Source organism: Sphingomonas endophytica, assembly GCF_001476895.1.
Classification (GTDB): Bacteria; Pseudomonadota; Alphaproteobacteria; order Sphingomonadales; family Sphingomonadaceae; genus Sphingomonas; species Sphingomonas endophytica_A.
This window is the reverse complement of the sequence record NZ_LDTB01000010.1, coordinates 90,176-102,102: the sequence shown is the minus strand read 5'-3', so window position 1 is coordinate 102,102 and position 11,927 is coordinate 90,176. Positions and strand designations below refer to the sequence as shown.

Below are 11,927 nucleotides of genomic sequence, written 5' to 3'. Positions count from 1 at the left end.
TGTCAGACATTTCTTGGCGGGTCGCGGTTCGGCCAGCGCCACGGCGATCATCACGAAAAGCGCGTCTGGTAAATGGAAAGAAGTGGCGGACGGCGGAGGGTGAGATTGCGACTCGATGACACGCCATTTTGCGAGGGACCGTTTGCCGGCGCGTGCCGCCGTTGCCACGATGGACTGACAATGCTACCTGACCACAAGGCCGAAACGCGCATCTCCCGATCGTCAACAGGCGAGGGGATCACACGGCGCGGCGGTCGTCAGGGAGAGGAATGTTGACCGACAAGCGCCGCTGCACGCATCAACTCTACGTCTCGATCAGCTTGGCGAGCCTCGCCGCGGCGCTGCCCCTGGAGGCGCAGACGCGCGCGCCCGACACCCCCGCGCAGGCGCCATCGGCCGCCGCCACCGTCGCCGACCCTGACGCAGCGGACGATATCGTCGTCACCGGCTTTCGCGCCGCGCTGACCAGTGCGCTGAACCAGAAGCGCAATGAAACGGCGGCGGTCGACAGCATCGTCGCGGAAGATATCGGCAAGTTCCCGGATTCGAACCTCGCCGAATCGATGCAGCGGATCCCCGGCGTGGCGCTGTCGCGCGGTGACGGCGGCGAGGGGCGCAACATTTCGGTCCGCGGGCTGGGCGCGCAGTTCACGCGCGTGCGCATCAACGGCATGGAGGGCGTGTCGCAGGTCAGCGGCACCGACATTCGCGGCGGCGTCGCGACCGGTCGATCGTTCGATTTCGTGACGTTCCCGACCGAGATCTTCTCGGCGCTGTCGGTGCGCAAGACGCTATCGGCCGATGTCGAGGAAGGCTCGCTGGGCGCGACCGTCGACCTGCGCGCGCCGCGCCCGTTCGACCAGAAGAGCGACAAGGATTTCGTCTTCTCCGGCACCGCGCGCGGCATCTACAACGACATCCGCAAACAGGTCGATCCGCGCCTGTCGGCGCTGGTGTCGAAGAAGTTCGGCGACACGTTCGGCATCCTGGGCAGCATTGCCTATTCGCGTCGCCATATCGACGAATATGCCTATTCGGCGGTCGATGTAATCCCGACGACGGTATATGGTCTGGCACAGCCGTCCGGAACCGCGAACGCGGGCGTCATCTTCCCGTTTTGCACGCCCGTCGGCTACACGTATCGCGGTGTGGCGGTGAACAGTCCGGTGCCCGGCTATCGCCAGCCCAACGGCACCCCGATCGGCGCCGACGCCAACAATTGCAGCACCAACAACCCGCGTACCGGCACCGCGTCGGCTTATGACTATATCATGAGCCGCACCGGGGTGAACGGCCGTCCGGGCGGCGGCGTCTATCTCCCGCGCCTGCCGCGTCCGGTGAAGAGCAGCCAGGACCAGCAGCGGCTGGCCGGGTCGCTGACCTTGCAGTGGAAGCCGGACGACCGGACCGACATTTCGCTCGACGGGCTATATTCGCGTTTCAAGGTCAATCGGCTCGATACGATGTTCGACGCGCGCTCGTTCGGGCGCGCGATCTCGAACAACGGGCAGCCGCTGACGTCGGTGCGCGAGATCGAGGTCGACGACAACGGATCGCTCATCCACGGGCTGTTCGACGGCGTCGACCTGCGTTCCGAAATGCAGGACGAGCGGTTCACGTCCGAATTCAAGCAGGCCAACCTCAACATCGATCATCGCTTCTCGGACACGGTGCGGCTGTACGGGCTCGTGGGCATCAACCGCTCGACACTCGATGTAAACCGATTGCAGGTCGCGATCGACTCGAACGACACGCGCAACTGGTCGATCGATTTCCGCGACAATCCCGATATCCCGAAGATCGGCTACGGGATCGACACCACCAATCCCGCGCTGTTCCAATACGGTCCGCCGCTGGCCACCGCCGACCAGCGCGGGCAATTGTCGAACTTCATCCGCCGCAACACCATTACCAGCAAGACCGCCGAGTTGAATGGCGAATGGGAAGCCGCCCCCGGCTTCACATTGCAGGCGGGCGGCCAGTATCGCACCAACGAATATGTCGCGCGCGAGCGGCAATTGGGCACCACCACCCCGCTGGCACTGCCGACCGGCGTGTCGCTGGCCAGCTTCACGACCGTCACCAAGGGCGTCGGCAGCAATCTGGGCGGCCAGTTGCAGGATTTCGTGACGATCGATCCCGGCCGGTTCCGCTCGGCGGTCGGGCTCGATTCCTATGCCTATTGCAGCATCGAATGCGCGCGCGGCACCTATGGCGGGGTCAGCGAGAAATATTCGTCCGGCTATCTGATGGTGAAGTTCAACACCGAGAACACGCTGCCGTTCGCGCTGCGCGGCGATGCCGGTGTCCGCTACGTCCATACACGTCTCGATACCTATGGCCCGATCACGACCGCGGCGCCGGCGGGATCGACCTATTCGTCGCGCTTCGTCATCTCGGAGGTCGGACGTTCCTATGAGGACTGGCTGCCGTCGATGAACCTTGCGCTCGACATCACGCCCGACCTGATCGCCCGCGCCTCCGCCGCACGGGTGATGTCGCGCCCGTCCTACGGCCAGTTGATCCCGGCCGGATCCGCCAACCTGGTGATCCAGACCGCGTCGTTCAGCAATCCGTTCCTCGATCCGATCCGCGCCAACACCTTCGACGCCGCACTGGAATGGTATTTCGCGCCGGGCTCGCTGATCTCGGTCGCGTACTTCTACAAGAATATCGAGACGTACATTCAGACGACCAGCCGGCAGGTCGCATTCCAGGACATCGGCCTGCCGCTCAGCCTGCTGACCGGCACGCAATTGAGCCCGAACGATCTGTTCACGGTCCAGCGCAGCAACAATACCCCGGGTGGCCCGTTGCGCGGGTTCGAGGTCAACCTGCAGCTGCCGTTCCGCTTCCTGCCGGGCGCGCTCAGCAATTTCGGTGCGCTCGCCAATTTCACGCGCGTGCGTTCCGACATCAACTACATCATCTCGCCCACTCTCTCGCGCACCGCGCCCCTGGTCGGCCTGTCGCCCGAAACCGCCAGCGGGACGCTCTACTACGAGGACGACAAGTTCAGCATCCGCTCGACCGTCAATTATCGCGGGTCGTTCCTGACCGCGGTGCCGAGCGGATCGGTCGATGCGGACTCGACGTCGAACGCCAGTTCGATCTTCGTCGACGCCTCGGCCTCCTATGCGCTGACCCACAACATCAAGCTGATCGCGGAGGTCACGAACATCACCAACGAAACCAATCGGCTGACGGTCGATACCGTGCGGCGGGATCCGCTCTACACCGCCTATTTCGGACGCACCTATGCGCTCGCCGTCAACTTCCAGTTCTGACGTGAGCGCCGCTTCGACCGATCCGGCGGCGCGCGCGCGACCCGGCGGCAACGTCCGCTGGGTGATCTGCGCATTGCTGTTCTTCGCGACGACGATCAACTATATCGACCGGCAGGTGATCGGCATCCTGAAGCCGACGCTACAGGCCGATCTGGGCTGGTCGGAAGTCGATTACGGGATGATCGTCTTCTGGTTTCAGGCCGCTTACGCGATCGGATTGCTGGCGTGCGGCCCGATCATCGACCGCGTCGGGTCGAAGCTCGGCTATGCCGCCGCGATCACCGTGTGGAGCCTGGCGGCGATGGTCCACGCGCTGGTGCGTAGCCCGGGCGGCTTCGCGATGGCGCGGTTCGCGCTGGGTCTGGGAGAGGCGGCGAACTTCCCCGCCGCGATCAAGTCGGTGGCCGAGTGGTTTCCGAAGAAGGAACGCGCGCTGGCGGCGGGCATCCTGAATGCCGGAGCGAACGTCGGCGCGATCGCGACGCCGATCGTCGTGCCGATGATCGCGCTGAATTACGGCTGGCGAGCCGCCTTCCTGATTACCGGCCTGCTCGGCTTCGTGTGGCTGGCCGCGTGGCTCGCCTTCTATCGCGCGCCGGCCAGCCATCCGCGCGTGAGCCCGCAGGAACTGGCGTATATCACCGCCGATCAGGACAATGACGCGGGCGCCGCACCGATCGCCTGGACGCAGTTGTTCCGCCGACGTGCCACCTGGGCGTTCGTCGTCGCCAAGTTCCTAACCGACCCCGTGTGGTACCTCTTCCTCTTCTGGCTGCCGGACTTCTTCGCCAAGCGCCACGGCCTGGACCTGAAGACCTTCGGTCCGCCGTTGATCGCGGTCTATCTGCTCGCCGATGTGGGCAGCATCGGCGGTGGCTGGCTGTCCTCGGCGCTCATCAAGCGCGGCTTCAGCGTCAATGCCGGTCGCAAGCTGGCGCTGCTCGCCTCGGCGGTGCTGGTGACGCCGATCGTGTTCGCCAGCAGCGTGTCGAGCCTGTCGGCCGCGGTCGCGATCATCGGCCTGGCCGCCGCGGCACACCAGGGCTGGTCGTCGAACCTCTACACGATGGTCTCGGATACGTTCCCGCGCACCTCGATCGCCTCGGTCATGGGGATCGGCGGCGCGGCGGGCGCGGTCGGCGGCATGATCATGGCGCGCTATGTCGGACAGGTGCTGGAGACGGTCGGCAGCTATGTGCCGGTATTCCTCTGGGCAGGAAGCGCGTATCTGGTCGCGCTGCTGCTGGTCCACCTGCTCGTTCCGCGGCTGGAGACATCGGCGACCACCGGCTGAGCGCAGGATGCGGTCGCGCCGGCGATATCGTTCGGCCGCGTCCCGTTCCCACGCAGCACCGGCCGCTCGATGCCGTGCCATGACGCCATCGCGAACACGGCGGTGATCGGTACCGCCAGCACGATCAAGGGCCCGACCCCGATCCCCGGCAGCGTGGCGACGATCGTCTGCGTGACCGGCCATCCATAAAGATACAGACCGTAGCTGTAATCGCCCGTGCCGGCGATCCATCGCCCCGGCCGCGTGGATCCGGTGGCCACGGTCAGCGCTCCGTAAGCGATGACCACCCGCGTGATCTCTCCATGCAGCGGCAGGTCGCGCGCGAGCCAGGCAACGCCCAGCAAGGCGGCGAAGAACGTCAAACGCGCCGGCACCCGCTCGCGATACGTGTAGAAGGCGATCCCGGCGAGGAAGCTCGGCGCGACATGCGGCAACCGCCCGCCCGTCCCGGTGACGCGCAGCAGCACCAGCGCCGCCATCGCGGCGAGAACGAACCATGCGCAACGATCGCGCCGCAGCCATCCGGCGCGACCGGCCGCATACAGGAAGGTGTAACACAGCACCTCCTGCGGCAGGGACCACAAGGAGCCGTTGACCGTCGCCACATGCGGATTGGCGACGAATACGCCGGGCAGCGTCTTTGCCGAGGTATCGAGCACCGCATTCCGCGCAAGGAAATCCCACGTGGCGGGATCGCTCCAATATTCGGCCGGAGCAAGCGTGGTGACGGTCGTGCCGAAGCCGACGGTGACGATCAGCAGCGCGAGCAGATGCGCAGGCAGGATGCGGCGCGCGCGCGACGCCGCGAAGTGCACGAAGTCGGGGCGCCGCTCGAAGCTCCCCGCGATCAGGAAGCCCGACATGGCGAAGAACACGATGACCGCGCAGCCGCCCGGCGTCCATCCGCTGCGATAGAAGGGCTCGGCATCGGCATTCCCGGCACCAAGCGGGAAGGCGTGCGACACGATCACCGCCAGCGCGGCGGCGGTGCGCAGGAGGTGAAAGTCGTTCGCGGTCTGCCCGATCGTCCCCGCCAGCGTGCGTGCCATGTCGCTGTCATGCGCGCACAAACTTGCGATTGCGTTGATGCCGATCCGTGAGTCCGCGACCGCGTCAGTGCCACAGGCCGCTGGGTTCCGGGTCGAGGTCGAATTGCTCCTCGATCGACCACGCCTCGTCGCAGAGGCGTTCGGCGCGCATGACATGCAGATCCTGCTCGTCGCCCGGCGGCAACGTCGCGGCGATCGTTCTCTCCCGATCCTTTTCTGCATAAAGGCTTCGGGCCCGGGCCTCGGCAGCGCTTCGGTTCAACGACATCGACGTTCTCCCAGTCACGCCGGATCAACGCCTTTGCCGGCCGGATCGTGGCGAACAATCGTTCTGACGCACATCAACGACCGGTCCGCGCGGATGAGAGGGGGCACCTCGAGCCCCACGGCGCACGATCGGCGGGCGGACCCCGGGTGATTGTCTTTATCCTCGCCCCGCGCCCCCGATTTGCCCGGAGACGTCAGACCGACCGACGCCCGGTGAACAATTGCACGAGACCGACGATGACCGCGATCACCAGCAGGATGTGGATCAGGCCGCCCGCCACGTGGAGCGAGAAGCCGAGCAGCCAGAGCACGAGCAGAATGACGGCGATTGTCCAGAGCATGGCGGCTTCCTCACTGGGTCCGCCCCTCGCAGACCATCAGCCAAAAAAATCCCGGGTGGGTGGAAACGTTCCGTTACAAATGCCCTGACCTGGGTTGCCGCCGACCTGAGGCGCGGCAGCTTGTGAGGGATGCGTCGCTGCCCGACGAGGTTGTCGTGATCGTCGCAATTCTCGTCGGTGATGGCCGATCTGCATCGCGCCGAGGGCGATATTCAGGAAGCTCGCGGCCCGCCCCTCGATCCCGGCGAAGCACCCCACACATTTTACCTGCATCAGTTACATGTAATGAAAACGCCTTAAATTGGTTCTATCGGGCCGGTGCGGCGCAGGCCGCTCATAATCATAGTTCCGGGGAAGACCATGTACTCGCATCATCCGCTGCCGGGCGTCCGGCGGCGTCGGTTCCGTTCGTCCATCGTCCAGCGGCTGCTGGCTGGTTCGGTGCTCGCGCTCGCCGCGCCTGCCGTCGCGCAGGAGCAGGCGCCCGATGCCGATGCGACCGCCGCCGATATCGCGGGGCAGACGACCAGCGAGGTGCTGACCGGGGATATCGTCGTCAACGGGCGCCGTGACCGCAGCGCGCTGGCGCAGGAGCGCGAGGCGCCGGGCGTGGTCGATATCGTGACCACGGGCGATGTCGCGATCAATTCGCAGACCAACGTCACCGACCTGGCGCGTCGCCTGCCCGGCATATCGGTCGCGCGCGACCAGGGTCGCAACCAGAGCGCGACCGGTGAGACGCAGTTCGCCACGATTCGCGGGTTCGATACCGGATTCAACGCCTACACGCTGGATGGCGTGCGGTTGCCGCAGACGTCGGGCGGCGGCCGGGCGATCTCGTTGAACCTGTTCTCGCCGTTCGCGATCGGCGGGCTGGTGGCCGACAAGACCCCGGGGGCGTCGCGCGATGCCGATGCGATCGCCGGGATCATCGATCTGCGTACCCCGACCGCGTTCGATTTCAGCACCAACTTCACGCGCGGTCGCGTGCTGGCACAGGGGGCGGGCCTCGCGCTCGATCGCGGCCAGGAAGCGTGGGGCGGTGCGATGGGGATCGACGCCGCGCGCCGGTTCGGTGCGGATCGCCAGTTCGGCGTCTATATCGCGGGGTATTACGAGGAGCGCGCGAACGCCGCGGAATCGACCGCCGTGCAGAACGATTACAAGACGACGCGCGTCAACGTCGGCACCGCGCGCGCCAACGGTGACGCGCTGTCGGCGGACGGCGTGCAGTGGAATTTCTACAACAACAAGATCAAGCGCTACGGCGCCAGCGGGTCGCTGGACATGCGCACCGATCCGATCGACCTGTATGCCCGCGTCAACTACGCGACCTATCTGAACACCAACACGATGAATCAGACCGGTCTGCGCAACGAGCTGAACAACGGTCAGGTCAACCCCAATCCGTCGCAGGTGCACAATGGCGGGCGCACCACGGCCTATAACGCCGCCGGCGTCTACACGCCGATCGGTGTCAATCCGGCCAGCTATTTCCGTACCGAGGACGTCGAGCAGGAATTGTTCTCGGCGCAGGTCGGCGGCAAGGCGCATTGGAACGGCTTCACCGCCGCGCTGGAGGGCGCGTATGCGGACGGCCGGTTCGACCAGCCGAGCCGGATCGAGGCGGCGTTCCGCGGCATTTCCTATGGCAATGCCGCGCAGACCGGCCTGGCGACCGAGGCGTGGAGCGTCGATCTGTCGAATCCGGTGTCGCCGCGCCCGGTGATTTCGCAGGGTGCGCAGAATTATGTCGCGTCCCTCGATCGCCCGACGCAGCTCTATGTCCAGCAGGGCTACGACTATCTGTCGGAAAAGAAGAAGACGCTGCGCGCCAGCATCGGGCATGACGGCGACGGGTGGCTGCGCCGCGTCGAGATCGGCGGCCTGTACGAGGATTCGGATCGCACCGGACGCACGCTGACGCCCGACGCCACACGCTACCGCTTCCGCACCGCGCTTCAGGCGGGCACGATGACAGGGCCGTCGATCAACGAATATCTGGGCTACGTCCTGAAGGACTTCCTCGATTACTATCCGGTCCGCCCGATCAAGGTGCTGTCACGCGCGCAGCTCGACAGTCAGGCGCGGTTGCTGGTGCCGTCGGTTACGGTGTCGCAGGCGACGATCAACCAGGGGCTGCTGGAGGGCAGCGAGCAGCGCAAGGCGGCCTATGCGACCGCGACGCTGGCCATGGGGACGATCGAGCTGGTGCCGGGTATACGTTACGAGGACAACAGCTACGACGCGCGCTTCTGGCAGGTCGACGGCACCAATGCGCGGTTCGTCAACGCCGGGCGCCGTTACGACCATGTCGATCCCAGCCTGCTGGCGGCGTGGCGGCCGAATTCCCGGTTGGTGGTGCGCGGCGCGGTACGCTCCAGCTACGCGCGTCCCGCGTTCAACCAGCTGGCGGGACCGACCGTGATCTCGCGCGACGCCGCCAGCAACGCGATCCTGTCGATCACCGAGCCCAATCCCGACCTGAAGCCGGTCGAGGCGTGGAGTTATGACCTGGGCGTCGAATATTACGGCGGCACCGGGCGCTATGCGCAGGTCGCGGTCTATCACAAGGACCTGTCGAACATCCTGGTGCCGACCGGCACGCGTTCCATCGGCGAGACGGTCGATGGCATCGTCCGCATCCGCCCCGCCAACGGGCGCGGCGGCAAGGCGACCGGCATCGAGGCATCGGGGCGCTTCACGCTGGGCGACATGGTGGCGTCGCCGCTGCTCAGCGGGGTCGGCGTGGGCGGCAACATCACCTGGCAGAAGACCGAGGCGACGTATCAGATCGCGGCCAACGACATCCGCACCTCGCGGCTGCCGCAGGCCCCGAACCTGATCTACAACGCCGAGCTGTTCTATGCCGCCGGGCCTATGCGCGCGAACCTGTGGTACAATTACACCGGCAGTGTGCTGGCGACGGTGCAGGACAGCCAGCCCGACATCTATGTCCAGCCGCTGAAGGAGCTGAACTTCGGCGTGGCGGTCGCGATCACCGACCATCTGGAGGTCGGGGCATCGGCGCGCAACCTGCTGAATCAGGCGGCGTACTGGACTACCGTGGGGTCGTCGGACCGCTATATCGCGCCCGATCGCAACGGCGGCTTCATGAAGACCGGCCGCGTGTTCCAGCTCAGCCTGACCATGACGCGGTAAGGCCCGACGTCATCGCGGGGAGCGTCGCGGAGCGATCCGGCCCGGATCGCGAAGCCCGGACCGCTGTGCGGCGCGCCCCAGAACGACAAAAATTGGAGAGACGAATGACGCTGCCGCGCTTCCTGCTCGCACTGGCGCTGGTGTTCACGCCCGGCGTCGCGAACGCCGGGCCGACCGTCGAACGGGTGGTGATGGTGATGCGCCACGGCGTGCGTGCGCCGATCGACGGGGAGGTGCCCGCCGGTACGCTGACCGCCGCGCCGTGGCCGCGCTGGCCGGTCGCGGCGGAGCAGATCACGCCGCACGGCGCGCGCGCGATGGCGATTCGCGGACGCGCCGACCGCGCGTGGCTGGCGGCGCTCGGCGTGATGCCGGCACAGGGCTGTCCGCTGAGCGGCAGCGTGCGAATATGGACCAACGTCAGCCAGCGGACGATCGACAGCGGCGAAGGCTTCGTCGCCGGCTTCGCGCCCGGTTGCGGCATCGCGGTCGGGCATCGCGCGGCGGGCGAGGTCGATCCGCTGTTCGAGGCGTTGCGCGCGCATACCACCGACTTCCGCGCCGCCGACGCGATCGCCTCGATCGCGCGCTTCACCGGCGGCATGGACCGGCTGGTGACGCGCCATGCACCGGAGTTGCGGTTGCTCGACCGGATATTGGCGTGCGTACGGCCGACGTGCAGCCCCGGAGAACCCGCCGGGTTGCGCGCCAGCGACGACGGGCTCGGTATCGAGCTGACCGGCCCGATCCGCCGCACGTCGGGGATCGCGCAGGTGCTGTTGCTGGAGGCGGCGGAGGGCATGTCGCGCCCGGGCTGGGGCCGCGCGACCCCGAAGGTGCTGGAGCGGGTGGGACGGTTGCATGCCGCGCTGTTCGACGTCTTCACGCGCTCGCCCTATATGGCGGCGCATCAGGCCGGTCCGCTCGGGCGGCGCGTCATCGCGGCGCTGACCGCATCGGATCGCGTGGCGCTCGACCTGCTGGTGGGGCACGACACCAACGTCACGGCGCTGTCGGCGGCGCTGGGTGTCGACCTGGTGTCGCCGGGCTATGCGAAGAACGACACCGCGCCGGCAGGGGCGCTGGTGATGGAGGTGCTGCGCGACGCGCGCGGCGCGCGGTTCGTGCGGCTGTCCTACCGGACCCAGACGCCCGCCGAGCTGGGGCGGCTGGGCGGCAAGGTCACGACGACCGCGATGACGGTGCCGGGCTGCGCGCGCCTTTGCCCGATCACGCGCTTCACGCACTTGCTGGCCGGGCGGCTCGCCCCGGCCAGCTGAGGAACGCGGTTCGCTGCGCGCCGACGAGCGCGGCGGGACGATGGAATCTATACGCCAGCACTATGCACTTTCCCGGTTTCGATCTCGAATTGCTACGTCCGGCGCGCCTAATCGCGCATCCCTGAAGGCGCTGCCACGCGGCACCGCGCCGCGCGAGGGATGCGAAGATGAGGTGTGCAAGAGCGGTCGCCATCGTGGCGCTGCTGACGTTTCCGATGGCTGCGCAGGCGCAGTCGACGGTGGTGGACGAGGCGCGACCCGCCGACGAGCCGACAGCGCCGCCCGTGGTCACGGTGAGTGGTTCCGCGACCATTGCCTCCGACTATCGCTTTCGCGGCGTGTCCCAGTCCGACCGGCACATGGCGGTGCAGGGCGGCGTGACGATCGCCCACGACAGCGGTCTGTACGCGGGACTATGGGGATCGAACCTGGCCGGCTGGGGCACGTTCGGCGGCGCGAACATGGAACTCGACCTGATCGGCGGTTACAGGATGCCGGTCGCGGGCGGAACGCTCGATGTCGGGCTGACCTGGTATATGTATCCGGGCGGCGCCGATCGTACCGACTTCGCCGAACCCTATGCGAAGCTCAGCGGGACGGCCGGGCCCGCGACGCTGACCGCCGGTGTCGCCTATGCGCCGCGTCAGCAGGCGCTCGGGCGCTGGTATCGCACCGGAGCCGATGCCGTCGCCGGCGTCTATACGGCGCCGGGCGCGAAGGGGGACAACCTCTATATCTGGGGTGACGGTGCGCTCGCCATCACCGGCACGCCGATCACGGCGAGGGCGCATGTCGGGCATAGCCGGGGCCAGAACGGGCTGGGGCCGAACGCCACTGCGCTGTCGCCGACCGGACGCTATTGGGACTGGTCGCTCGGCGCCGATACGACGTGGCGGAACCTGACTTTGGGCATCAGCTACGTCGATACCGACATTTCGGACCGCGACGCGGCGTATCTCCGTCCCAGCTTCAGCAAGGGCCAGGACGGCACCGGCACCATCGCCGGCAGCACCGTCCTCGTCGCGCTCACCGCGGCATTCTGAGGAGGGAAGGGTGGCAGACCTGCTCTGGATCGCGATCGTCCTCGGCCTTTTCGCGCTGACGCTGGCCTATGCCCGTCTGTGCGACCGCGCGTGAGGGAGGATCGGCGATGACGTTCGACCTGTGGCTCGCCGCGCTGACCGCGCTGGGGCTTCTCATCTATCTGGTGGCGGCGCTGATCCGCCCCGAACGCTTCTGAAGGGAGC

9 protein-coding genes are annotated in these 11,927 nt (G+C 66.9%); 6 read left to right on the top strand and 3 right to left on the bottom strand.

All coding sequences use genetic code 11. The features are described 5' to 3' along the window. The first annotated feature begins 272 nt into the window (after positions 1-272). The gene (locus NS334_RS04575) at positions 273-3,287 is read left to right on the top strand and encodes a TonB-dependent receptor (protein ID WP_241491806.1); all 3,015 of its coding nucleotides are present in this window, start codon (positions 273-275) and stop codon (positions 3,285-3,287) included. Continuing rightward, a complete protein-coding gene (locus NS334_RS04570) occupies positions 3,259-4,581 on the top strand; it encodes an MFS transporter (protein ID WP_083500251.1) in 1,323 nt (440 codons plus the stop codon). Before NS334_RS04575 ends, NS334_RS04570 begins: the two co-directional genes overlap by 29 nt. Here the strand turns inward: NS334_RS04570 and NS334_RS04565 are convergent. The 3 genes from NS334_RS04565 to NS334_RS18100 form a co-directional block, all read right to left on the bottom strand. Then, complete coding sequence (locus NS334_RS04565; RefSeq protein WP_058754795.1) at positions 4,479-5,630, bottom strand: acyltransferase family protein; 1,152 nt, start codon at positions 5,628-5,630, stop codon at positions 4,479-4,481. The genes NS334_RS04570 and NS334_RS04565 overlap by 103 nt on opposite strands. 64 nt (positions 5,631-5,694) lie before the next feature. Further along, positions 5,695-5,898: a hypothetical protein gene (locus NS334_RS18535; protein ID WP_193753000.1), complete on the bottom strand. Its 204-nt coding sequence runs from the start codon at positions 5,896-5,898 to the stop codon at positions 5,695-5,697. A gap of 193 nt (positions 5,899-6,091) precedes the next feature. Beyond that, complete coding sequence (locus NS334_RS18100) at positions 6,092-6,238, bottom strand: lmo0937 family membrane protein (protein WP_153002586.1); 147 nt, start codon at positions 6,236-6,238, stop codon at positions 6,092-6,094. 360 nt (positions 6,239-6,598) lie between these two features. Here NS334_RS18100 and NS334_RS04560 point away from each other — a divergent pair, with 360 nt between their 5' ends. The 4 genes from NS334_RS04560 (at position 6,599) to kdpF (ending at position 11,920) form a co-directional block, all read left to right on the top strand. Then, positions 6,599-9,400, top strand: a complete 2,802-nt coding sequence (locus NS334_RS04560; protein WP_058754794.1) for a TonB-dependent receptor — start codon at positions 6,599-6,601, stop codon at positions 9,398-9,400. A 104-nt stretch (positions 9,401-9,504) separates the two neighbouring features. Beyond that, a complete protein-coding gene (locus NS334_RS04555; protein WP_193752999.1) occupies positions 9,505-10,680 on the top strand; it encodes a histidine-type phosphatase in 1,176 nt (391 codons plus the stop codon). Between the two features lie 167 nt (positions 10,681-10,847). Then, positions 10,848-11,723 (top strand): TorF family putative porin, encoded by an 876-nt coding sequence (locus tag NS334_RS04550; RefSeq protein WP_083500249.1) that lies wholly within the window; start codon positions 10,848-10,850, stop codon positions 11,721-11,723. Positions 11,724-11,830: 107 nt separating this feature from the next. Continuing rightward, the gene (kdpF, locus tag NS334_RS04545) at positions 11,831-11,920 is read left to right on the top strand and encodes a K(+)-transporting ATPase subunit F (RefSeq protein WP_058754793.1); all 90 of its coding nucleotides are present in this window, start codon (positions 11,831-11,833) and stop codon (positions 11,918-11,920) included. The last annotated feature ends 7 nt before the right edge of the window (positions 11,921-11,927 follow it).

Bases quoted from the DNA above. Each gene is read 5' to 3' on its own strand.
- NS334_RS04570 (WP_083500251.1), top strand. From the start codon at position 3,259: ATGCGCTCGCCGTCAACTTCCAGTTCTGACGTGAGCGCCGCTTCGACC.
- NS334_RS04565 (WP_058754795.1), bottom strand. From the start codon at position 5,630: ATGGCACGCACGCTGGCGGGGACGATCGGGCAGACCGCGAACGACTTT.
- NS334_RS18535 (WP_193753000.1), bottom strand. From the start codon at position 5,898: ATGTCGTTGAACCGAAGCGCTGCCGAGGCCCGGGCCCGAAGCCTTTAT.
- NS334_RS18100 (WP_153002586.1), bottom strand. From the start codon at position 6,238: ATGCTCTGGACAATCGCCGTCATTCTGCTCGTGCTCTGGCTGCTCGGC.
- NS334_RS04560 (WP_058754794.1), top strand. From the start codon at position 6,599: ATGTACTCGCATCATCCGCTGCCGGGCGTCCGGCGGCGTCGGTTCCGT.
- NS334_RS04555 (WP_193752999.1), top strand. From the start codon at position 9,505: ATGACGCTGCCGCGCTTCCTGCTCGCACTGGCGCTGGTGTTCACGCCC.
- NS334_RS04550 (WP_083500249.1), top strand. From the start codon at position 10,848: ATGAGGTGTGCAAGAGCGGTCGCCATCGTGGCGCTGCTGACGTTTCCG.
- kdpF (WP_058754793.1), top strand. From the start codon at position 11,831: ATGACGTTCGACCTGTGGCTCGCCGCGCTGACCGCGCTGGGGCTTCTC.